Annotated in this window: 22 protein-coding genes; 12 read left to right on the top strand and 10 right to left on the bottom strand. The window is 61.0% G+C overall.

The window, feature by feature from the left end; genetic code table 11:
* The 6 genes from NRB16_RS04905 to NRB16_RS04875 form a co-directional block, all read right to left on the bottom strand.
* The coding region (locus NRB16_RS04905) for a helix-turn-helix domain-containing protein (protein ID WP_257105580.1) at positions 1–462 on the bottom strand (462 nt) is incomplete at its 3' end.
* A 269-nt stretch (positions 463–731) separates the two neighbouring features.
* Positions 732–1,676 carry a FecR domain-containing protein gene (locus NRB16_RS04895; RefSeq protein ID WP_253140058.1) on the bottom strand — a complete coding sequence of 315 codons (945 nt, stop codon included), beginning with the start codon at positions 1,674–1,676 and terminating at the stop codon, positions 732–734.
* The gene (locus NRB16_RS04890; protein WP_257105578.1) at positions 1,673–2,191 is read right to left on the bottom strand and encodes a sigma-70 family RNA polymerase sigma factor; all 519 of its coding nucleotides are present in this window, start codon (positions 2,189–2,191) and stop codon (positions 1,673–1,675) included. Before NRB16_RS04890 ends, NRB16_RS04895 begins: the two co-directional genes overlap by 4 nt.
* Positions 2,192–2,716: 525 nt before the next feature.
* Positions 2,717–4,117: an amino acid permease gene (locus NRB16_RS04885; protein WP_253140057.1), complete on the bottom strand. Its 1,401-nt coding sequence runs from the start codon at positions 4,115–4,117 to the stop codon at positions 2,717–2,719.
* Positions 4,118–4,375: 258 nt separating this feature from the next.
* Positions 4,376–5,668, bottom strand: a complete 1,293-nt coding sequence (locus NRB16_RS04880; RefSeq protein ID WP_045489170.1) for an FAD-binding oxidoreductase — start codon at positions 5,666–5,668, stop codon at positions 4,376–4,378.
* Between the two features lie 234 nt (positions 5,669–5,902).
* Positions 5,903–7,396: an aldehyde dehydrogenase family protein gene (locus NRB16_RS04875; RefSeq protein WP_045489169.1), complete on the bottom strand. Its 1,494-nt coding sequence runs from the start codon at positions 7,394–7,396 to the stop codon at positions 5,903–5,905.
* Between the two features lie 213 nt (positions 7,397–7,609).
* Here NRB16_RS04875 and NRB16_RS04870 point away from each other — a divergent pair, with 213 nt between their 5' ends.
* The 3 genes from NRB16_RS04870 to NRB16_RS04860 all read left to right on the top strand — a co-directional run bounded on the left by NRB16_RS04870 (position 7,610) and on the right by NRB16_RS04860 (position 11,404).
* Entirely contained in the window at positions 7,610–8,509 is a 900-nt protein-coding gene (locus NRB16_RS04870; protein ID WP_045489166.1) for a LysR family transcriptional regulator, read from the top strand.
* Between the two features lie 197 nt (positions 8,510–8,706).
* Entirely contained in the window at positions 8,707–9,957 is a 1,251-nt protein-coding gene (locus NRB16_RS04865) for an aspartate aminotransferase family protein (RefSeq protein ID WP_045489163.1), read from the top strand.
* Positions 9,958–10,003: 46 nt separating this feature from the next.
* Positions 10,004–11,404, top strand: coding sequence for a VOC family protein (locus tag NRB16_RS04860; protein WP_045494483.1), 1,401 nt, complete (start codon positions 10,004–10,006; stop codon positions 11,402–11,404).
* A 135-nt stretch (positions 11,405–11,539) separates the two neighbouring features.
* On the opposite strand, the gene NRB16_RS04855 is transcribed toward NRB16_RS04860, so the two are convergent.
* Positions 11,540–12,712: a Bcr/CflA family multidrug efflux MFS transporter gene (locus NRB16_RS04855; RefSeq protein WP_257105577.1), complete on the bottom strand. Its 1,173-nt coding sequence runs from the start codon at positions 12,710–12,712 to the stop codon at positions 11,540–11,542.
* A gap of 168 nt (positions 12,713–12,880) precedes the next feature.
* Here NRB16_RS04855 and NRB16_RS04850 point away from each other — a divergent pair, with 168 nt between their 5' ends.
* The 9 genes from NRB16_RS04850 (at position 12,881) to NRB16_RS04810 (ending at position 21,701) form a co-directional block, all read left to right on the top strand.
* On the top strand, positions 12,881–13,540 hold the full coding sequence (locus tag NRB16_RS04850) for a helix-turn-helix transcriptional regulator (RefSeq protein WP_045489161.1): 660 nt from the start codon (positions 12,881–12,883) through the stop codon (positions 13,538–13,540).
* Positions 13,541–13,623: 83 nt separating this feature from the next.
* On the top strand, positions 13,624–14,448 hold the full coding sequence (locus tag NRB16_RS04845) for a molybdenum cofactor biosynthesis F family protein (protein ID WP_045489159.1): 825 nt from the start codon (positions 13,624–13,626) through the stop codon (positions 14,446–14,448).
* Positions 14,441–15,229 (top strand): SDR family NAD(P)-dependent oxidoreductase, encoded by a 789-nt coding sequence (locus NRB16_RS04840; RefSeq protein WP_257105576.1) that lies wholly within the window; start codon positions 14,441–14,443, stop codon positions 15,227–15,229. The genes NRB16_RS04845 and NRB16_RS04840 overlap by 8 nt, the downstream gene beginning before the upstream one ends.
* Positions 15,229–15,990 carry an SDR family oxidoreductase gene (locus NRB16_RS04835; protein WP_253117914.1) on the top strand — a complete coding sequence of 254 codons (762 nt, stop codon included), beginning with the start codon at positions 15,229–15,231 and terminating at the stop codon, positions 15,988–15,990. The genes NRB16_RS04840 and NRB16_RS04835 overlap by 1 nt, the downstream gene beginning before the upstream one ends.
* Before the next feature lie 105 nt (positions 15,991–16,095).
* On the top strand, positions 16,096–17,394 hold the full coding sequence (locus tag NRB16_RS04830) for an FAD-binding oxidoreductase (protein WP_257105575.1): 1,299 nt from the start codon (positions 16,096–16,098) through the stop codon (positions 17,392–17,394).
* A 30-nt stretch (positions 17,395–17,424) separates the two neighbouring features.
* Entirely contained in the window at positions 17,425–17,790 is a 366-nt protein-coding gene (locus tag NRB16_RS04825) for a cupin domain-containing protein (RefSeq protein WP_045489148.1), read from the top strand.
* Positions 17,791–18,223: 433 nt separating this feature from the next.
* Positions 18,224–19,357 (top strand): hypothetical protein, encoded by a 1,134-nt coding sequence (locus tag NRB16_RS04820; RefSeq protein ID WP_144403268.1) that lies wholly within the window; start codon positions 18,224–18,226, stop codon positions 19,355–19,357.
* Between the two features lie 13 nt (positions 19,358–19,370).
* The gene (locus NRB16_RS04815; protein WP_253140050.1) at positions 19,371–20,486 is read left to right on the top strand and encodes an HBL/NHE enterotoxin family protein; all 1,116 of its coding nucleotides are present in this window, start codon (positions 19,371–19,373) and stop codon (positions 20,484–20,486) included.
* A gap of 111 nt (positions 20,487–20,597) precedes the next feature.
* Complete coding sequence (locus tag NRB16_RS04810) at positions 20,598–21,701, top strand: hypothetical protein (RefSeq protein WP_257105574.1); 1,104 nt, start codon at positions 20,598–20,600, stop codon at positions 21,699–21,701.
* 178 nt (positions 21,702–21,879) lie between these two features.
* Here the strand turns inward: NRB16_RS04810 and NRB16_RS04805 are convergent, their stop codons facing one another.
* From NRB16_RS04805 to NRB16_RS04795, 3 genes are all read right to left on the bottom strand, one after another.
* Positions 21,880–22,269, bottom strand: a complete 390-nt coding sequence (locus NRB16_RS04805; protein WP_045489136.1) for a hypothetical protein — start codon at positions 22,267–22,269, stop codon at positions 21,880–21,882.
* Positions 22,266–22,601, bottom strand: coding sequence for a helix-turn-helix transcriptional regulator (locus NRB16_RS04800; protein ID WP_257105573.1), 336 nt, complete (start codon positions 22,599–22,601; stop codon positions 22,266–22,268). Before NRB16_RS04800 ends, NRB16_RS04805 begins: the two co-directional genes overlap by 4 nt.
* Positions 22,602–22,728: 127 nt before the next feature.
* Positions 22,729–23,178 carry a YkvA family protein gene (locus tag NRB16_RS04795; RefSeq protein WP_045489130.1) on the bottom strand — a complete coding sequence of 150 codons (450 nt, stop codon included), beginning with the start codon at positions 23,176–23,178 and terminating at the stop codon, positions 22,729–22,731.
* Positions 23,179–23,272: the final 94 nt, after the last annotated feature.

Here is a 23,272-nt window from a genome sequence, read left to right as displayed (position 1 = left end):
CACGGTGATGTTCTTCACCGTGCCAGGCACCTCGCGGCTGTTGCGGTAGCGCAGCCAGCCCAGCTTGGGCAAGAACAGGCGGCTGTTGGTCTGGTCGAGCTTGATCTGTTTCGGGTCGGGATAGCGGAAACTGTCGCGCTGCCCCTTCTTCTTGAACCGGGGAAAGTCGGCTCGCTTGGCGAAAAAGTTGGCGTAGGCCCGCTCCAGATCCTTGAGGCCCTGTTGCAATGGGTGAACAGGCGCATCGGCCAGCCATGCGGTTTGCGGGCTATTGCGCCATTCGGTCAGCAACTTGCACAGGCCCGCATAGCCGAGCTTCTTCTCGCCTTGCTCGTGGCGTTCCTTCTGCAACGCCAGCGCCTTGTTGAAGACGAAGCGACAGGAGCCCGCAAAGCGGCGCATTTGCCGCTCCTGCTGGCCGTCTGGCATGAGTTCGTACTTGAAGGCTTGAAGTCGTTGCATGCTGCTCTTGAGCCATGAGCAATGAAGACGCCATTAGGCGCGGACGGCACGGTGTTTTCAAGGTGCATGCCCATGGGGTCTTTGTAACGAAATACCGCCGTAGAAGGGCATCTGTGTCGCCGTGTTACTGCGCTTCATCCTGTGGCGGTGCGTCCATCGAACAGCAGCAGACACCCCACTGCAACCAGGGACGGCTACGCCGTCCGCGCTATCATTCCCCGCCCTGAACGGCGGGGCTTGTCGCGCCCAGATGGTCATACCCGACTGTTTCAGGCGCGGGTGACGGTGACCCACAGGGCGGTATGGCGCACTACTTTCAGACCCAGACCACTCTCCAGAGCGGCCAGCGCGACATCGGTATTGGCCAGTGGAAAGGCGCCGCTGACCTTGAGGTCCTTGAGGCCCGGATCGCAGCGCAGCCAGCCATGCCGGTAACGCGCCAGCTCCTCAAGCAATTCGCCCAGCGGCTGGTTGATGGCAATCAGGCTGCCGTACTCCCAGGCCGCCGTGGCGGCGCTACTGGCCTGGGCGATACCCATGCGGGCCGAATCAAAATCAATCTGCTGCCCCGCCTCCAGGGTCTGTGCCCGCAGGTCTTGGGGCAACTGCACGGCAACCCGATTGCGCAGCACCGCGACCCGGCTCAACGACTCAAGGGTCCGCACCGTGAAACGCCCTTCACTGGCCAGGACCCGGCCATGCGGCGTCTGCACCCACAAGGGCCGGCCCAGCGGGTCAGGCGAAACGTTGACCAGCACTTCTCCGGAACGCAGGGTCAGCTTGCGCTGCTGCGCGTTGAAATCCACGTCCAGCGCGGTCGCGGTATTGAGCTTGAGAACGCTGCCATCAGCCAATTGCACATCACGCTGCTCGCCCACCCCGGTGCGATAGTCAGCCAACAGTTGCCCGCCCATATCGCTGCGCCAACCCGCGACGGCGAAACCGCCAGCGGCGCCCAGCAGCAGCACGCTGCGCAACACCTGGCGCCGCGACTGCCCCCCACGCAGCACCGGCACAACCAGTTGCCCCGGCACCCGGGCAAACTGTGAGCTGACCGACTCGACGCGCTGCCAGGCCTGGCGGTGCAAGGGGTCGGCGTCGTGCCAGCACTGCCAGGCGCGCTGCTCGCGCTCAGTGTCCTGGCCGGATGCCAGGCGTGCATACCATTGCGCCGCGGCGCGGATGGCTTCGCGTTCGTTGGCTGAGGGGCTCATGAAAAATGCTGCATCTGCATCAGGCAGCAATGCTCCATGGCTTTGGCCATGTGGTTGTTGACAGTGCGTAGCGAAATGCCAAGGCGCTCGGCAATGGCGGCGTAGGTCAGGCCTTCGCACTGCGACAGCAGGAACGTTTGTTTGACCGTGCTGCCCAGGCCATCGAGCATGCGGTCGATTTCGCCCAAGGTCTCGATAATCACCGCCTGGTCTTCCAGCGACGGCTGTTCGCTTTCCGGCACGCTGGCCAGCCATTGCAAGTAGCTTTGTTCCAGGGCGCGGCGGCGAAACAGGTCGATGACCAAGCCACGGGCGACGGTGGACAGGTAATGCCGGGGTTCGCGGATCTGCAATGCGGTGCGGGCTTTGAGCAGCCGCACGAAGGTGTCCTGGGCGAGGTCTGCCGCATCGCTGCGGTTACCCAGGCGCATGCGTAGCCAGCCCTGTAACCAAGAGTGATGCTCGGTATACAGGTGCTGGACAGCAGCGTTGAGGGATGGCGGGTCGGCAGACATGGGACATTACAAGTCGGAAATGAAAGTGATTATCAGATACGACCGTAAAGAATTGCAACCTTCAGTTATCGGATGACATGAGCGGGGCGGTGTGCGGGGCGCCGTAGGAGCGGCTTTAGCCGCGAATTGGCCTTTAGATTGGTGCATGGGTCTTTGCCGCTGTTGTCTATTCGTCAGGTTCCGCCCTTACGGCGGGTCACTTTCGCCCAAAAGTAGACCGTCGCTGCTCCTGGCTTGGGTCCGCCCTGCGGGCGAACTACCCTCCGTCCGGCATCGATTTGGGGGCCGGCGCGATGGGCGTCCTGCCCAGCGCACCTGCTCCTTATAGAAAGAGCAGCGGCTTCCCTGCCGGCTTTCCCACCAAATCGACACCTGCGTTCGGCCAGCGCCAAAGTCGCTATTTGCGTCGTCTGTGCCATCTCTGTTCGAAGAGCAAGATCAACGGCAACAGCAACAGCAACAGCAACAGCAACAGCAACGCCGTACAGACTGAATGTGCCACATAAACCCAGCCTTTATAAAAACTCAGTTCCCCGCCCCGCCCTGCTGCGCATACACGTTGACCGCTGGCTTACGCCGTACAAATGCGATCAACAGAATCGTCCCGGTTACCGCGGCGGTCAGCAGGGTTTCGTAGCGATAGCTCGGGCTGACCAGCATGTAGCCCAGCACCAGCGTGATCAGGCCGATGACGAACCAGGTCAGCCAGGGGAACAGCCACATTTTGAACTCGATCGCGGTGCCTTCCCTGACCATGATTGCGCGCATGCGCAGTTGGGAAATGGCGATCACCAGGTACACCAGCAAGGCGATGGCGCCGGTGGTGGACAGCAGGAAGCCGAATACCTGGCCCGGAAAGGCGTAGTTGACGAAGCAGCCCACGAAGCCGGCCAGGGTCGACAGCAGCACAGCGATGGTCGGTACGCCGCTGCCGGACACCCGGCGCACCGGCTCCGGCGCTTCGCCACGGGCGGCCAGCGAGTAAAGCATCCTTGAGGCGGTATACAGCCCCGAGTTCATGCAACTGGTCACCGCCACGAACACCACGATGTCGACCACCAGCTTGGCACCTGGCACGTTCAGCACTTCCAGCACGCGCTGGAACGAGCCGACCTTGACCAGTTGCGGGTCGTTCCAGGCCACCAGAGAAACGATGAAGAAGATCGAGAAGAGGTAGAAAATCGCAATCCGGTAGACCACCAGGTTGGTCGCGCGGCGGATCTTTTCCTTGGGGTTGGCGGTTTCATCGGCGGCGATGGTGACGATCTCGGCACCAAAGAACGAGAAGATGGTCACCAGCACACCACCGAGCACCGCGCCAAAGCCATTGGGCATGAAGCCGCCGCTGTTCCACAGGTGCTGCACGCCCGAGACCTCGGCCAGTGGCCAGAAGCCCAGCACGGCGGCCGAACATACAGCGATGAACGCGAGGATCGCCACGACCTTGACCAGCGCGAACCAGTATTCGAACTCGCCGAAGTTTTTCACGCTGATCAGGTTGGTGGCCGACAGCACGATCATGATCAAAAAGGCCAACGCCCAGGACGGTATCGAAGGCATCCAGGCGTGCAGGATGTCAGCGCCGGCAATCGCTTCCACCGGAATGATCAGCACCCAGAACCACCAGTACAACCAGCCAATGGTAAAGCCTGCCCGTGGCCCGATGGCGCGCGCGGCGTAGGTCGAGAATGAACCGCTGTCCGGGTTGGCGATGGCCATTTCGCCGAGCATACGCATCACCAGCAGGACCAGCGTACCGGCAATCAGGTAGGAAATCAGGATCGCGGGACCTGCCTTGGCGATGGCATTGGAGGAGCCGATAAACAGTCCTGCGCCGATGATCCCGGCGATGGAAATCATTGATACCTGACGTGAAGTCAGGCCGTGCTTGAGTGAGCGGTGCTCGTTTTTCTTGTCTGTAGCCATGGGTGTCCCTCAAGGTCAACGCCATCTTGCGGGCAGCACGAGGCCGCGCCTCAAAACGACGTTATGGAGATTTATTGTTGTATGGCCGGGTTGTGAGTGCCCAAAACCAGCCTTTGAAAAACGTTGGCGAGGCAGCCAGTGCAATACCGACGGCGGCCCCACAAAAACGAGCGAGCAAGCGGAGTTGACTAGTGGTCAATGAGCATTGTGAGCCCGTTTTTAACGTAGCAATGGCAACGCAGGTCGTTTTTCAATCGCTCAGAGCACTACACGCAAGCATTGCCCTGCGTGATACAGGGTAAAACCCGCCTCATAACCCAGACTGCGCAGGCCATTACCGGTCGCAGGCGCACTGGTGGAAAACGACACCGGCAAGGCCTTGGCATCGTTGCCACTGAGCAGGTAATCGGCGAAGCATTTGCCCACCAGCGTGCCGGTGGTCACGCCCCGACCGTTAAAGCCGGTCGCGGCCAGCAAACCCGGTGCCGGTTCCAGCAGGCGCAGCAGATGGTCGGGGGTGAAGCCGATCCGGCCGGTCCAGGTGCATTCCCACTCGACCTTGTTGCCCAGTTGCGGGAAGTAGTGCTGCTGGATCCGGTCGGCCCATTGGCGGATGAACCACAGCGGGTAGTGACCGGCATTGCCCAGGCTGCCCAGGATCAGACGCCCGTGTACATCGCGGCGAATGCTGCTCAGCACGGTTCGGGTGTCCCAGGAGCCCTGACCGCCCTTGAGGATTTCGGCCTGTTCGGCGCCAGACAGCGGCACCGACGCCACTTGGTAGTAGTAGCCGGCAAAGATGTGATCCTTGACCTCGGTCCACTGCCCCTCGGTGTAGGCGTTGGAGGCGATAATCACCTGCTCGGCGCGTACGCTGCCCCGCTCGGTGGTCACCTGCCAGCCATCGGCGGTACGCTTGAGGCCGGTCACCGGCGACTCGCCGTACAGCTCGCCGCCGTTGTTGACCACATTGACTGCCATGCCCGAGGCATAAGCCATGGGGTTGACCGTACCGGCACGATGGTCAAGCACGGCGCCGGCGACCTTGTCGGTACCGCAGGCGTCTGCACAGGCCTTGCCGGTCAGCAGTTCAACCGGCGCGCCACGCCGCTGCCACTGCTCGACCCGGCTGCGCAGGTCCGCCAGGCCCTTGGCGTTGTGCGCCATGTGCAGGGTGCCGGTGCGGGTGTCCTGGCAATCGATGCCGTACTTGTCGATGGTCGCGAACACCAGTGCCGGGGCTGCGCCCAACGCGGTATTCAGCCGGGTCGCCTCGGCAGTACCGAGGACCTTTTCCAGTTCATCGGGAGCGACCCAGGTGCCGGCATTGACCAGACCGACATTGCGCCCGGAACCACCATGGCCGACCTGATGGGCCTCGACGATCACCACCGACTTGCCGCCTTCAAGCAATTGCAGGGCAGCGGACAGACCGGTAAAGCCGGCACCGATGATGCACACCTGGGCACTGCGCTCGCCAATCAATGGCGGATGAATCGGGCGCTGTGGGGTGAGTTGTTCCCAGAGACACCCTTGTTGTAATTGCGCCATTCAAGAACTCCAGAACGATGGCTGGAAAAAGCACGAATCAGGTGATCGATTTCGTGGCTGGAACAAATTGTCGCCCGGCCGCGCCTGCGGGCCCGGCGAGATACTGTAGGAGCGAGCTCGCTCGCGAAGAGGCCGGTAGAGTCACAGCACAGGGTGTGGTTTTACCGGCCCTTTCGCGACCAAGGTCGCTCCTGCAAGGCAGGAGCGGCGTTAGCCGCGAACAGCCAGCACCTGTCAATCAAACACGATGCCCTGGGCCAGCGGCAGTTCGCGGGAGTAGTTGACCGTGTTGGTCTGGCGGCGCATGTAGCCTTTCCAGGCATCGGAGCCGGACTCGCGGCCGCCACCGGTTTCTTTCTCGCCACCGAACGCGCCGCCGATTTCTGCACCGCTGGTGCCGATGTTGACGTTGGCAATGCCGCAGTCGCTGCCGGCCGCGCTCTGGAAGGCTTCGGCTTCGCGAATGTCGGTGGTGAAGATGCACGACGACAGGCCTTGCGGCACCTCGTTGTTCAGGCGCAGCGCTTCTTCAAACTCGTCATAGGCCAGCACGTAAAGGATCGGTGCGAAGGTCTCGTGACGCACCACATCGCTTTGCCCAGGCATTTCAGCGATGGCCGGAGTGACGTAGTAGCCGTTCGGAAATTGCTCGGCCAGTTGCCGCTCGCCGCCGAACACCTGGCCGCCTTCGTCGCGAGCCTTGGTCAGCGCGTCTTGCATGGCGGTAAAAGCCTGTTTGTCGATCAGCGGGCCGATCAGGTTGCCTTCACGCGGGTCACCGATCCGGACTTTGCCGTACGCAGCTTTGACCCGAGCCACCACCTCGTCCTTGATCGAGCGATGCACGATCAGGCGGCGCAGCGTGGTGCAACGCTGGCCGGCGGTGCCGACGGCGCTGAACAGGATGCCGCGCACGGCCAGGTCCAGGTCGGCACTCGGCGCCAGGATCATCGCGTTGTTGCCACCCAGCTCAAGAATGCTGCGCCCAAAACGTGCCGCGACACGCGGGCCGACTTCACGGCCCATGCGGGTGCTGCCGGTGGCGCTGACCAGTGGTACGCGCGGGTCATCGACCAGTACCTCGCCGGCCTCACGGTCACCAATGATCAACTGCGCCAGGCCTTCAGGGGCATCGCTGCCGAAGATTTTCAGGGCTTTGTCGAACAGCGCCTGGGAAGCCAGGGCGGTCAACGGGGTTTTCTCGGACGGTTTCCACAGCACGGCGTTACCGGCTACCAGCGCCAGGGCGGTGTTCCAGGCCCAGACCGCGACCGGGAAGTTAAAGGCGCTGATCACCCCCACCACACCCAGCGGGTGCCAGGTTTCACGCATGTGGTGACCAGGGCGCTCGGAGGCGATGGTCAGACCGTACAGTTGACGCGACAGGCCAACGGCGAAGTCGCAGATGTCGATCATTTCCTGCACTTCACCCAGACCTTCCTGAGTGATCTTGCCAGCCTCGATCGATACCAGCTCGCCCAGCTCGGCTTTGTGCTCACGCAGCACTTCACCAAAAATACGCACCAGCTCGCCACGGCGCGGGGCCGGAACGCTGCGCCATTTGAGGAAGGCTTGATGGGCGCTCTGCACACGGGCAGCGACCTGTTCCTTGCTCTCCAGGGTGACGGCACCGATCTGGCTGCCATCGATGGGGGTGTAGACGGCATGGTTGCCGCCCGTATAAGCACTCTTGTCTACGCCCAGGCTTTCCAACAGTTTGGCAACCACTTTTATTCTCCTGCGTCTATACGGGTTCAAAACATTGATGCCGGTCAGTATTGACCTGCATCGGCCAGCCCCACAAACGACGATTTAGAAAAACATGATTCCGTTTTGGAATGTATCAAGCGCATCAGCGTGCAGGCTCGACGACGTTCCAATACCAGCATAGGCTCTGTAGTTTTTTTCTCGACCTCTATCGATCCTGGCAGGAATCTCACGATGTCCAAGCGACTGATGCCTTCGACCACCGCCCTGCAATGCTTTGAGGCCGCCGCCCGGCATCTGAGCTTTACCCGCGCCGCCCAGGAGCTGCACCTGACCCAGAGCGCAGTCAGCAAACAGGTCGCGCAACTTGAAGAGATGCTCTGCCATCCGTTGTTCCAGCGCATCCGCCGCCGCCTGCACCTGACCCCGGCCGGCGAGTTGTACATGACCGAGGTGAACAAGATCCTCACCCAGGTGGACATTTCCAGCCGCTACATCCTCACCTATGGCGGTGAAACCGAAGTCTTGAAAATCGCCACTCAGCCAACCTTCGGCGATCGCTGGCTGGTGCCGAACCTCAAGGGTTTCAGCGCCATGAATCCAGGCATTCACCTGGACATCCGCAGCGAGCTGGAGCCCTTCGATCTGGTACGGGCCAAAGCCGACGTGGCGTTCTTCTTCGGCCAGGGCACCTGGCCTGGCGCTACCTGCATCGAGTTGTTCAAGGAACAGGTGGTGCCGGTCTGCGCCCCGGAAATCATGGCCCGCCACGTATTCGAGAACGCCGAGGCGCTGAGCGGGCATATCCTGCTGCAATGCACCTCGCGCCCCGAAGCCTGGCATGAGTGGTTTCTGGAGCAGGACCTGCACTCGCACAACAGCTACCACGGACCGCGCTTCGACACCTTTTATATGTGCATCCGCGCCGCCCAGGCCGGCTGCGGCATTGCCTTGGTGCCACGGTATCTGGTCAACGAAGAACTGGCCGAGGGCAAGCTGGTGATTCCATGGAATCATCCATTGCAAAGCGACGGCTCGCATTTTCTTGCGCACGCCGAACATGCCGCACAAGTCCCCAAGGTCAAAGCGTTTGTGGAATGGATCAAGGGGCGCCTGAGCCAGACCAACGCCTGATTCCTGCTACCCGGCACAACGCCACATCCAGAATTAATGGAATGACACGGCGATTTTATTTCGTTTGCGGGGGGCACCGGTTGTTCGTTTAGATAGTGCAAAACGTCCACCCCTCAGGATGCCCCCATGCCTCTGCCGACCGGCCCGTGTGCCTTTGCTTCGCAACCTTTGCCCTGCCGTGTAGCGGGGTGCCGTCCATGAGCCGCGAGAACATCAGCCAGTCGATCTCGGCGGTGCATCCGATCACCCTGTCCCACGGCCGTAACGCTGAAGTCTGGGACACTGCGGGCAAACGCTACATCGACTTCATGGGCGGCATCGGCGTACTCAACCTGGGGCACTGCAACCCGGCGGTGGTCAGGGCCATCCAGGCCCAGGCCGAAAAGCTCACCCACTATGCCTTCAATGCCGTGCCCCATGACCCGTATATCCAGTTCATGGACCGCCTGGAAGCCTTCATGCCGGTCAGCTACCCACTCAGTGGCATGCTCACCAACAGCGGTGCGGAAGCGGCGGAAAATGCCCTGAAGATCGTCCGGGGCGCGACCGGTCGTACTGCGGTGATCGCTTTCGATGGCGGCTTTCACGGTCGGACTCTGGCAACCCTGAACCTCAACGGCAAGGTCGCGCCTTACAAGCAACGCATCGGCGTGCTGCCGGGCCCGGTGTTTCATGTGCCCTACCCGAGCAAGGACACCGGGGTGACCACCGAGCAAGCGCTCAAGGCCATCGAGCGGCTGTTCAGCGTCGAGATCGACGTTAACGAGGTTGGCTGTTTCATCGTCGAGCCGGTACAGGGCGAAGGCGGCTTCCTGGCGCTTGAGCCGGAGTTCGCCGTGGCGCTGCGCGCGCTGTGCGACCAGCACGGCATTGTGTTGATCGCCGACGAAATCCAGTCCGGTTTTGGGCGCACCGGCCAACGCTTCGGTTTTACCCGGCTGGGCATCGAGCCGGATCTGATCTTGCTGGGTAAAAGCATCGCTGGCGGCATTCCGCTGGGCGCAGTAGTCGGTCGCAAGACGCTGCTCGACACCCTGCCTAAAGGCGGCTTGGGCGGCACCTATTCGGGCAACCCGATCGGCTGTGCGGCAGGCATCGCTTCGCTGGCGCAGATGAGCGATGACAATCTCGCCCACTGGGGTCAGCGTCAGGAAAAGGCCATCGTCAACCGTTACCGGCACTGGCAGGAAACCCGCCTGTCGCCCTATCTGGGGCGTCTGACCGGAGTGGGCTGCATGCGCGGCATCGAGCTGATGACCCCGCAAGGCAACCCGGCCACTGGGCAACTGGCGCAACTGCTGGGCAGCGCCCGGGATGCCGGCCTGCTGCTGATGCCCAGCGGCAAGTCGCGGCACATCATCCGCCTGCTGCCACCACTGACCACCGAGCCCGAGATTCTTGAACAGGGCCTGGATATTTTCGAGCGCTGCCTGGCCGCGCTGGACTGAAAAGACACCGTTGATTGACTGGAAATTGTTCGGAGAACCGATCCAGATGAGCACTGCAAGCTTCGCCAATCGCGACCAGATTCGCGCCGGCTTTTCCCGCGCCATGTCCCACATGTATCAGCAAGAAGTCCCGCTGTACGGCACCTTGATGGAACTGGTCGCCGAAACCAACGAGGGCGTGTTCAAGCACAGCCCGCAGGTGCTCGACAGCCTGAACAAAACCGGCGAGATCGAACGCCTGGACATGGAACGTCATGGCGCGATTCGCGTCGGTACACCACTGGAACTGGCCACCCTGGCACGACTGTTTGCGGTGATGGGCATGCAGCCGGTGGGTTACTACGACCTGACTCCGGCCGGCGTGCCGGTGCACTCCACGGCGTTTCGCGCGGTCCATGAAGACTCGCTGCAGGTCAGCCCATTCCGGGTGTTCACTTCGCTGCTGCGCCTGGAACTGATCGACAACGCCGCGCTGCGCGCCTTCGCCGAACAAGTACTGGCCAAGCGCTCGATCTTCACCCCACGGGTGCTGGAGCTGATTGAGCAAAGCGAGCGTGATGGCGGACTCAACCAGGCCGACGCCGACGAGTTCGTCGAACAGGCGCTGGAGACCTTCCGCTGGCACAACACCGCCACGGTGTCGCTGGCCGAGTACCAGCAACTGCTGGCCCAGCACCGGTTGATTGCCGATGTGGTGGCCTTCCGTGGCCCGCACATCAACCACCTGACCCCGCGCACGCTGGACATCGATACGGTGCAAAGCAACATGCCGCTGCGCGGCATTACCCCCAAGGCGGTGGTCGAAGGCCCGCCACGGCGCCAGCATCCGATCCTGCTGCGCCAGACCAGCTTCAAGGCGCTGCAAGAGCCGATCACCTTTGTCGGCCAGGGCGCCAATGAATCGGGCAGCCACTCGGCGCGCTTTGGCGAGATCGAACAACGTGGCGCAGCGTTGACCCCCAAAGGCCGGGCCTTGTATGACCAATTGCTCAACACGGCCCGCGAGCAGTTGGGGGAATTTCCCAACGAAGCCAACGCGGTACGTTACGCCGAACTGCTGGAAGCGGTATTCAAGGACTTCCCGGACGACCTGCAGGCAATGCGTCAGCAGGGCCTGGCCTACTTCCGTTACTTGCCGACCGATAAAGGCATCGCCGCGCGCAGCAGCGAGCTGCCGCTCAAGGATCTGGAAGCCCTGATCGAGGCGGGCCACATCGACTTCGAGCCGCTGGTTTATGAAGACTTCCTGCCGGTCAGCGCTGCCGGGATCTTCCAGTCCAACCTCGGTGACGATGCGCAGTCGCACTACAACGCCAGCTCCAACCAGCAGCAGTTCCAGCACGACCTGGGCCGCGAAACCATCAACGAGTTGCAACTGTACGCCGACACCCAGCGCCGCTCGTTGCTGGAGTGCTCGAATCAGTTGCGTGTGCCGCCGTTAGTTTGAGGTCATTGATAGCAAAGTGATCAGTTAGACCGGCGCCGCATTCCCCGTAGGAGCAGCTTTAGCTGCGAAGGCTTCGCAGCTAAAGCGGATCGCCGCCCGGCCGCTCCTACGGGGTCCATTCCAGATCAGTGGAAACTAATTGCGGCTGCGGGCAAAGCGCAGCGCCAGCCACGAACCGATGCCGCAAGCGCCCATGATCAGGCACATCGGCAAGGGGCTGGCGTCATACAGCAGGCCCACCAGGGCGCTGCTGAGCATCCCCAGGCCGAACTGGCCTGATACCGCCAACCCCGCCACCGCCCCGGCCTGGCGGGGATACACCGCCAGCAGGCTGGCCAGGCAATTGGCACCCAGCAACCCAGTGACACTGACGTACAGCACCACCCCCACCACTACCGCCGGCAAACCACCCCAGCCACTGGCCCCGACCAGCAGTAACAACACTGCGGCCAGCGCCGCCACGGCACTGCCCGCGTTGAGCAATGGCCCCGGCCCCAGCCGCCTGACCAGCCGCGCATTGATCAGCGTGGTGACGATGATGCCGAAGATATTCAGGGCAAACAGCCAGCCGTAAGCCAGCGGCGAAACGCCGAAATAGTCGATGTACACGAACGGCGATGCTGTGATGAAGGCAAACATGCCAGCAAAGCACAGCCCCATGCACAGGCTGTAGCCGATCACCAACGGCTGTACTGCCATGTGGGCGTAGGCACGAAGTGCCTGGCCCAGCGACTCGCCACGTTTGTGCGGTGCCAGGGTTTCGGGGATTTTCCAGGCCACCGCGATCAGGCACACAGCGGCAAAGCCGATCAGCGCCGCGAACAGCGAGCGCCAGCCGGCCAGCAGCATCAGGTAACCGCCAAGCAACGGTGCCGCCAGCGTTGCCAGCATGGTCACCAGATGCATCAGTGACAGCACCCGGGCCGCCTCCTCCAGAGCAAACAGATCACGTACGATGGCTCGCGCCAGCACCGCCGCCGCCGCGCCACCCAGGGCCTGGACAAAGCGCCAGACCAGCAACTGCTCGACAGCCGACGCCAGCGCGCAACCGACACTGGCCAGCAGGTACAGCACGATACCGCCCAGCAACAGCCGCCGACGTCCGAAGCGATCCGACAGCGGGCCGTACACGAGCATGCCCAGACACAGACCGCCGAGAAACACCCCAATGGTCATCTGCACCTGCGCTTCGCTGGCCTGCAAATCATTGGCAATGGCGGGCAGGCTCGGCAGGTACATATCGATAGACAGTGGGCCGAATGCGACCAGCATGGCCAAGAGGACAATCAGACGTTGCGGGGCGGGCATCGCAAGCTCCAAAGGGTCGACAGACATCGAGTGTGCAGGCTGAAAAGCCATCGTTAACAAGTTAACCACCAACCCGGAACAATTCAATCGCTGGCAGTCACAGACAAGACCTGGACGCACTGCGTGACAATACTGAGCAGCCATTGGGCAAAGACGCAGGTTGTGGTGATGCTCGACAGCAATCAATTGGCCCGGCACTGCCTGAGTGCCTTCACTCATCAGGTCCCCGCCGCACTGGCGGCCTTCTACCGGATCGACGCCGGGCTACTGGCCTGCGACTTCCAGTTACAGGGCATGCAGGCGTCGATGCATGACGCCTACCTTGAGCACTATCGCTGGCTCGACCCTCTGCAACCGAAACTCTGCGCTGCCATCGACCAGCCGGTGATTGCTCTGCGCGACGGGCTGGCGCATCAAGACCCGGGCAGCAGCCAGGAATATCGCCGGTTTCTGCAGCGCCATCAGGTGGTGGATGTGGTCGAGGTCATCGCTCACCTCGGCGGCCGTCCGGCGTTGGGCGTGTCATTGCTGCGCTGCCGGGGCCAGCAGCCATTCCAGCCTGATGAGCTGCACAGCCTGCTGGCCTTACACGGGCTGATGCAAATGGCTGCCGCCGGCTTGCAGACAGCGCCGCCAACAGACCGCCTGCAAACGCTGACCGCTCGTGAACGGCAAATCGCCCTGTTGTTGCAGGACGGCGCCAGCAACAAACAACTGGCCCGCCAGCTCGACCTGGGCCTGCCGACGGTCAAGACCCACCTGATCAACCTGTTTCGCAAGGTCGGGGTCAGCAGCCGTACCGAGCTGGTCAGCCGGCTGTTTCTATAGCCGGTTCAACCATCTGGTTGATACCGCTCAGGCGCGCCGCGCCGCACCATCGTGCTCATCACTCACAACACGAGCACACCCCGATGAGCAAGCAGTCCGACTGGATCACCGTAGGCGCCCTGGCCGACGGTTTTGCCCCCGAGTCTTTCATTTTGCCGAACCTGGCCGATCTGGCAGACCGGCGCTTCGAGCTGAACTTTGCCAATGGCTGGCAGATCAGCCATCGCTTCGATGCCCAACAGGTGCACTGGCAGGCCGCCGATGGCCACAGCAGCGGCAGCGCAGCCTATCGCGCCACGTCACTGCGTGCCGGCATTTATCTGGTGGATTTCGTCAAACACGAAGCCGGCCAGGCCTGGTCGATCAGCCTGGTGCTCGACACACTCAACAGCGCCTTCACGGCCGTCATCGGCCGCCTGCCCGGCGAGGCCCAGACCCATGAAGGTCTTTATCATCGTGCCCTGGCCGGCCAGCCACTGACCGGTGTCCAGGTCGAGTTCCTGCACGGCAGCCTGGACCAGCCCTGGCAAGACGGCGCCTGCCCGCATGCGCCAACCGAGGAACTGGTCGGCCTGCGCAACCTGTACCGCTACAGCCCCACGGAAGTTTACGAGCATGTCTATCTGAACCGCGACTACTACAGCTGGCAGTGCCTGCGCGGGGTGGAACAGGGCCTGTGCGACACCGACCGGGCCCACTACTACAAACTCGCCGAACAACTCTACCTGTTCGTCTGGCGCGAGAAGATCGTGCCGACCCTGGGCCTGATCGTCATCGATCTGCAACAGCACCGCAGCGACGGCAAGATCTTCGGCTATGCCGGTGACGGCTTCGAAGAGCTGAGCAATTTTCCGGTGGCCTCCTACTGCCGCGTATTGAATGTCACCGAGTACGACAGCGATGAGTAAGACCGTACTGATTACCGGCGCCGGCACCGGAATCGGTGAAGCCTGCGCCCGTCGCCTGGCGGTCGACGGCGCCAATCTGGTGCTGGTCGGCCGGCGCCGCGAGCCACTGGAGCGGGTCGCGGCCCAGACCGGCGGCCTGGTGTTGGTCGGCGACGCCGCCTGTGCCGACACCTGGGCCGAATTCATCGAGCAGGTTCGCGAGCGCTTTGACGGCCTTGATGCCCTGCTCACCTGCGCAGGCGGGCATGGCCTGGGCAGCGCCACCGAAACCAGCAGCGCAGACTGGCAGGCGGCGCTGCGCAGCAATCTGGACAGCGCCTTTTTCAGCGCCCAAGCCTGCCTGCCGCTGCTGATCGAGCGGCGCGGCAGCATCGTACTGCTGGGCTCCATCGCCTCCCTGGCCGCAGGCCCACAAGTGTGCGGCTACACCACCGCCAAACACGCGCTGCTGGGCCTGAACCGCTCACTGGCAAAGGACTACGGCCCGCTGGGTGTACGGGTCAACTGCGTGTGCCCCGGCTGGGTGCGCACGCCCATGGCCGATGCCGAGATGCAGCCACTGATGGCGCATTACGCAGAAGACCTGGACGCCGCTTATGCACGGGTCACCGCCGCGGTGCCGTTGCGCAGGCCCGCGCTGCCCGACGAAATCGCCAACCTGTGCCGGTTTCTGATCAGCACTGAGGCCAGCATCGTCACTGGCGCTACCTTGGTCGCCGATGGCGGATCGAGCATTGTCGACGTGCCCACCCTGGCCTTTGAACAACTGGAAGGTGCCTGATGCTGGATTTCAACGGACAAACCGTACTGGTGACCGGCGGCGCCCAAGGCATTGGCCGGGGTATCGTCGAGGCATTCAGCGAGCGTGGTGCCAGGGTGCTGATCGCCGACCTGAACCTGCCTGAAGCCCAAGCCTTGGCCAGCGAGCTGAGTCGGCTCAATCGGGATGTGCAGGCGGTGGGCATCGATCTGGCCGACCGAGACGCGATCAATGCCATGATCGGCGACCTGTCGCGCCTCGATGTACTGGTGCACAACGCCGGTTACTTTCCACTGACGCCGCTGGAACAGATCACCCCGGCCATTTTGCAACGGACTCTGGACGTCAACCTGGCAGCGCTGTTCTGGCTGACCCAGGCCGCCTTGCCGCTGTTCAGGCAGCAAGGTCGCGGCAACCTGCTGGTGACGTCTTCGGTGACCGGCCCGCGGGTGGCGTTTCCGGGCCTGAGTCACTACGCCGCCAGCAAGGCCGGGGTCAACGGCTTCATCCGCAGCGCTGCGCTGGAACTGGCGCCGCTGGGGGTGCGGGTCAATGGCGTGGAACCGGGCATGATCGCCACCCCGGCGATGGGCAACCTGGGCGATCCTGGCCTCAGCCAGCGCATCGCCCAAGGCGTGCCGCTGGGCCGTCTCGGGCAACCGGCGGACATCGCCGGGGCGATGCTCTACCTGGCTTCGGAGCTGGCAGCCTATGTCACCGGCCAGACGATTATTGTCGATGGCGGTGCCACCCTGCCGGAGACCCTCGCCTCGCTCACTTGAGACTGGCAGTGCCGAACAAGTCCGGCGGCACACAAAGGCAAGACGACATGCGGCGACCGGGCGTTTAATGAAGCAACTGACAAGAATCATGAGCCGGTCGCCACCATGATCAATATCGAAACGCCCACGTACTACTCAGCAACCAAAAAGTACAACTTGAGTTTTGCGACCCTGGAGGAGGACATAGACGCCGATGTCGTGGTCATCGGCGGCGGCTTCTCCGGGATCAACACCGCGCTGGAGCTGGCCGAGAAAGGCATCACCAACATCGTGGTGCTCGAAGCCCGCTACCTGGGTTTCGGCGGCACCGGGCGCAACGGTGGGCAGATCATGGCCGGCATCGGCCACGACCTGGAGAAGATCCGCAACAGCGTCGGAGAAAGCGGCATCCGCGAGATCTTCGAGATCAGCGAGCTGGGCGCCGGCATCATCAAAGAGCGTATCGCCCGCTATAACATCGACGCCGACTTCAGCCATGGCTATGGCTACATGGGCTTCAACAAACGTCAGGAACAGACCCTGCGCAACTGGGAGCGCGACTTCAAGTCGATCAACAGCAAAGACGAGATTCGCTTTCTGGCAGGCTCCGAAGTCAAACAGATCATCGGCTCCGACGTTTACAGCAGTGCCCTGCTGCACATGGGCGGTGGCCATGTGCACTCGCTGAACCTGCTGCTTGGCGAGGCCAAGGCCCTGAGCGAGCTGGGCGTGCGGGTCTTTGAACACAGCCCGGCGCTGGAGGTGCAGTACGGCGAGCGCATCACTGTGCGCACCGGCCGTGGCTCGGTCAAGGCCAGCAAACTGCTCTGGGCTTGCGACAGTTTCCTCAACAAGCTCGAACCGCAGTTGCACTGCAAGACCATCAATACGTACGCATTCCAGATGGTGACCGAGCCGCTGCCGGAAGAACTGATCCAGCGCATCAGCCCGATTCGGGGTGCATACAGCGATATCCGGCCGGTGATTGATTACTACCGGGTGACCCGCGAGAACCGCTTGCTGTTCGGTTCTGCCACCCCGTTTGTCGAGCATATCCCCAATGATCTCAAAGCCTGGAACCGGCGCCTGATGCTCAAGGTGTTCCCGTACCTCAAAGACGTGAAAATCGACCTGGCCTGGGGCGGCCCGATGGCCACCGGCGCCACCTTGTTCCCGCAACTGGGCACCCTCAACGGCCGGCGCAACGTGTTCTATGTGCAGGGCTATTCAGGCTTTGGCGTCACCCCCAGCCACATCATTTGCAAGATCCTTGCTGAAGGCATGAGCGAAGGCTCGGCGCGCTATGAGCTGCTCAGTTCAGTGCGCCATCCCAACATCATCGGCAAGGACCAGATCCGCCCGCTGCTGCTCAGCGGCGGCAAGACCTTTCACCAGTTGTCCGGCTACTTCAATGGTCGCCGCTGATTTCATTCCATCCTCTAGGAGTACTGCCGCATGACCCTGACCGTAATCAACAAAGATGTTCAACTCAGCCAGCTTGATGCCTGGGGCACCGTGGCTGATCTGGGTTCGCAGATTCTCGAAGGCGAGGTCAACGCCTTCGGCAAGATGACCTTCGGCGCCCCGACCGACCCGGTCAGCAGCGCCTACTTCGGCACCACCCAAGGCAAATTCCGCATGGTCTACCCGTTCAACGAGCACGCCACCGTGGTCACCGGCGAGCTGGTACTGACCGACGAGAGCACCGGCCAGGTCAGCCGCTACAAGGCCGGCGACAGCTGGTTCGTGACCAAGGGCACGCCGGTGCTGTGGGAAGTGCTCAGCGAAAGTTTTGTGAAGCATTACTTCGCGGTGGCTTGATACGCATCGCCGATCAAAACCCGCCCGCCGCCCGGCACAGCGCTGTCGGGCAACGGCTTGCGGGGAGCTCCCGCCCGCCCGCGTTGTCGGCCACTCGCGCAGGACAATAAACAGAATCGAATTATCCCTGCCAGAACATCACGCAAGCCTATTGCACTATCGAATCGAGATCGCTTAGGCTGGCGAAGCGATGTTATTGCGCCACATATCATAATTTCGATATGCAAAGGATGATACGACGATGCTGGATGCAACCTTTCTCTCCCTCGCCGTGACCAAACCCACTTCACGCCCCTGCGTTATCGCCCTGCGAAATCATCGTTTATAAATGTGCGGCACTTGCCGGTCCTGGCGAAGTGTTCAGGCCTGAAGTGTTCGGCTTGCCGGAATCGAAACTACTCTTTTTAATCTTTTAGGTCCGGGAGTGAAGGCTGTGATCTATCCTCGTGTCGATCTGTTGAAGCAAACATTGACTGATGCTTTTGTTTCTTTTATTGAGCTGGATGCTTACAGCCATACGGTTACGACATTGACAGTAGGAAAGCTGATCAATGATCCGGACTGGCTGAGCGATGTAAGAAATCGTCTGGAACTGCTCAATCATACCGCACAGGAATGGCCGACATTAAAACCTGACTTTCTGGGAGGACTATTAAAGCAGTTCATCCAGTACGCTTCGTGTGTTTCCGGCGTGGAAGACATGATGCGGCTGGCTGTCGAGAACGAGCGCACGCAGTGGGTGGCTGTGCTGAACCAGGTTGTGATGCCACAACTGAACAAAGGCTTGCGCCAGGCCATTGAGTGCGAAGATAAAATCAAAGCGTTACGCAAGGAATTCAGTGCCGCGCACCATCGCCTTGATGAGAGTATCCAGGCTGGCTGGCGCTCGCTGGGAGCACAAGAGGCCAAGTCCAATGAGCTTGCGCAAAAAATGCAAGAACTACAGGACGCCCTGATCTCCCAACAGGAAAAACTCACCGTCGGTACGCTGAGCAAGACCAGCACCCTGGTCACCAACCACGGAAAGGTCATTTACAAACTGGTGGATATTCAAACATCCAATATTGATGCAGCGACCCGAGGCATCATGATGGGGGCCGCGATAGCCAACGGGATCTCGTACGTGGGTTTGACGCTTGCAGTGCTCACGGCCAGCTACGCGGTGTACGAAAACTGGGCGCGCTCGGAGCGAATCTACAAGTTACTGCGTGACATCAGCCAGTTACAAGTCAGCCTGGATCAAACCGCGCAGGCCCTGGCGGCCACCAAGAATGTGCTGAGTCTTCTTTATCGGCTCGAACGCGAGTTTCTGAGCATTGAAAACAAACTTCCAGCCATCACTCAGCTTTGGCGTGAAGAGACCAATACGGTGCGCCAGGTCATTGAAGCACTTAATGCAGGTGCCGACCCCGACGCTCACTTGTATTTATCCAATTACCAATTGGTGGCTGCTTCCTGGAAGAAGCTGGAAGCCTATGCCAGCCATTTGGCGGGATTGAAAATTGATCGTGGACAAACCGTTGTCATTGAGCCTTTGAGTCAGAACATTTCATTAACTGCAGGTTAAAGAGGGTGCTTACATGGCTACGCAATCGCTGGTGAAAAATACCCAGGCTGTATCGGGTAAGACCCAAGCCGCTTTTTTCAGTCTCAATCTGATTACCCAGGCCTGTCACGGCGTGCTCAATACGCACATCGAAACTCCGGAAAAGCACTACAGCTGGTTCAATGGCCTGTCCAAGTCTCTGGATCAAGCCAAACTGAACGCTCAGGAGTGGATCGACGATCTGGCTCCCGAACTCACCGGCGGTGTGCCGCTGCAAGTCATCGACTTTGGAACCACCTTCGACTCGGTGATGGGGCTTATCGTCAAGCAGGTCGAGTCGAACCCTTCAGCGATGGGGGCCAGCGATCCAACAGTGGTGAAGATTTCGCTGCTGGTGAAAATGCTCAACGACGAAGTTCAGGAGGCTATTCACAAAGCGGATACAACCGCCGAGCGTCTGCGCGCCTGGGGTAACAAGATGCAGCGTTCGCACAATGAATTGGTATCAAGTGTCAGCAGCATTCAAAACGCGGAAACCGAGCTGCTGGGTCATGTACAAGAGTTGAATGCTGCAATCAGTGGATTGAACGCCATGATCGCAGCCGAGAACCGGCAGATCGCCTATGAAGCTGGCGGCCTTGGCGTCTCGCTGTTTGTCGGGGTCATCGCCCTGGCACTGGCGCCGATCAGCTTAGGCTGGTCCCTGACCGTCGGCATCCCTGCCCTCATTGGAGCAGGTGCAAGCATTACCCTGTGGGCATTAACCCAGAGCAAGATCAACGATCAAATGAAAGAGATCACCAGGAAGCAGGCGCAACTTTCGGCTGATCAAAGACAAATCGTAGCTTTGCATGCTCTGTCCATGGCAACGACGCAGGCCAAAGAGCATGTCAAGACATCGCTGGACGCACTGTCCGACCTCAGGACCATCTGGAGCATTTTCGCTGGAGAGCTCAAAGGCGTCAGTGAAAAACTCGAAAAGGCAGAGCTGAGCGTCAGTGCAATTATCCAGGGGGCTTTCGCGTCCTCGGCCAGCAAGGAATGGCAAGCGGCAACCAAAATGGCCGAGCAATTAGCCATGGCCGATGTCCAGGTTGCAGTAGGCGAGATGAAAGTTGGCGGTGAAGTTGCCAACATCCAGGCAGCCTGAATCGGCAAAAGCCAGTGCCCGGTTGCCGAACATCGTTGAACAGCACCGGGCATTTCAGAACAGAATGGTGGCTCCTGGAACGAGGAGCCGCTGCTCTCGGAGCAAGCAATCATGATGTCTTCTCCAGGTCAGCAGAATCTTGTCGACGCTTATATCTCGTTCCTGGCATTTGATGGCTACGCCAGTGCGCTGACGGATCTGTCGAGGCCCCATACGCCTCATTCGTCCCCGTCGCTGCAGGCGGTGAGTGAAGTCACCAACGCGCTGATCGAAACAGCCCAGCAATGGACCTCACTCAAGGCGACCCTGGCATCGCAGATGCTTAGGCCGTTCATCACCTATTCGACGTGCGTGGCGGGGGTCGACGCCGTGCGGGCAGCGCTCGCGCACGACCCCGGGCAATGGGCCGCGGTACTTGAGCAAGTGCTGGTATCGCAGCTTGATGAGGCTTGCAGCCAGGCCGTTGAATATCAGCGTCGCACGCAACAGCTGTCACACCTCATCACCGGGCCGCTTGAGCGCCTGGCAGGTTCAATCGCCGATGCCCTGCAAACATCTCAGGCGCAACGCGAACAGGCCCATGAGCTGGCCCAGAAATATCAACAACTCGAAGACGCGCTGCGCGCCAGCGGCGGGGAACCGTTCACAGGCCTTGATCCGGATCGGCACTTGATCATTGAGCGTGTCAGCATGGTTTATCGACGTGCACTGCAACACGGCGACTCATCAGTTGAAAGTGACAGTGAGATTGCCGACACAAACTTTCTGGCAGAGCCCGTTCTTGAGCTTACATTCCCGCTTCTGGGTGCGTGGCCAGCTGAGGAGCACAAACGGGACCTGGCAGCCATAACGCAGTCCATGCAAGCCGTTCGGGAGCTTCAAAGCAGGCAGAGCATACCGGTACAAGAACTGGCGATTGCCAGCGCGGTTGTTGCTCACATGCAAAATGCCAAGCGTTGCTTGATCCAATTGCTCGATTGCCAGCAAGCGCTTGGGCATTTCTGGAGCGAGCAACGTACCACGGTAAAACAGGTTATCCAGACCTTGCAGGCTGGCATTGATGCCAGCAATCATCTTTACCTGGCGAACTTCACTGCTGTGATAAACAGCTGGTCCGCCCTGGAAGCCACGGTCAACGAGTTGATGTCGTGGAAGATCGACAGAAGCAGGGCTGTCAGGGTCGACCCTTTAAACGACGCGGTTACAGAGCACTGATGCCAGATCTCAAGCTCAACAGCGTCAAGGTCTGGCCCCAGCAAATGCCCGTGGCAGGCAGCAACGGCTCGCGACCGGGCCGGTAAAACCTGCACATCTGCTGTGGATGTCCCCTGCATTCGCCAGCAGAACTTCCCACAAAGACCGCGCCGACCTTAACTGATCGGCATTAACCCTACTAACCTTTGGCCGCCAACTGCTCGCGCTCAGGCTGCGAGTAGGCGAACTCGAAAACCCGGACCACTTCCGAGGCATGCCAGGCGGCCGCAGCGGTGCCGTCAGACGGCCCGGAAAAACGCCCCAGACGCTCGGCGCATTCGAAGAAACCAGGGCGTGGCAGGCGGCTGGCGCCCTGGCTGATGACCAGTGAACTGCGCAATGGCTGCTCGGCCTTGGCGTCCAGGGTGGCAAGGTATTCCAGCGCGGCGCTCAAGGTTTGCATCGCCGGGGTCGGCAGTTGCAGGCGTTCGAGCAAGGCACGGTAAGTGACCAGATGACGCTGACGACGGGCCTGATCAAGCTCGCTCAGCAGCTGTTCCCAGTGCTGGCGGCTGATACGCACGCTCATGAGTCACCCCGCCAACCGGCTACCCCCAGATGCCACGCCAGGCTGCGCTTGATGGCTGCGTCCGGCTCACGGGTGCCGTTTTCGATCAGCTCCAGATAGGAAGGGCTGACCCCCACCGAACGGGCCAGCCCCGCCAGTTCCAGGCCTTTGGCCTGACGCAGCGCAGCAAGCTGGTCGAAACCGGGCAATGGTTGGGGCTCCTGCGGGGTCTCGACCACCTGGCGGACCGGTGCTTGAGCCAGCCCGGCGGCTTTCAACAGTGCCTGGTACTGGCCCCAGGGCAGTACGGCGTACTCGGGTTCGCCGTCACGTGAGATGACTTGAAGATCCATACGACCCCCTGTACTGGATAAGGACTTATTTCGAAAAACAATGATGTCGTTATCTTAACAGTGCTTTATGGGTCGTTGCCCACCTGCAAGGCCGGCAGATTCGCTTAAAGTCGGCCGATTTGCGGGATCAGATGCCTTTTTCGCGCTCCAGCAATGCTTCACTGGCAGGCAGCCGCTCGACGACTACCAGTTTCTCCACCGGCTGAGACTCACGCCAGGCACGGAACGCATCGAGTTCGTCAGTCAGGCTTTTCATGACCCAGGCCAGTACCGCAACGTCATCGAACATCCCCAGGCCCGGAATAAAGTCAGGGATCGCGTCCAACGGGCTGAGAAAGTACATCAGGCCGGCGACGATAGACAAAATGGCCTTGGGGCTTATGTCGCGGTACTCGCCACGCCAGTAGGCCAGGCACAGGGCCTGCAGCAGACGCAGATCGTCCTTGATGCGCCCCAGCCGGCTGCCCTCGCTGGAGCCTTTGCGGGCAACGGCAAACAGCAATGCCGGTAAACGCCCTGCGGCCAATAGGCGGCGGGCACCAGGCAGGAAACGGAGAAAAGTCCAGGGGGCTTTCATGATCACTCCGATACGAAAGATTTATGGCAGTCATGTTATCCACATAAATTGTGGATAACCTTGTGAACAGCCGCGCTTTTCAGGCCTGAGCGCC

Source organism: Pseudomonas sp. LJDD11 (assembly GCF_024584215.1).
Taxonomy (GTDB): domain Bacteria; phylum Pseudomonadota; class Gammaproteobacteria; order Pseudomonadales; family Pseudomonadaceae; genus Aquipseudomonas.
This window is presented reverse-complemented; position numbering and strand designations above follow the sequence as displayed.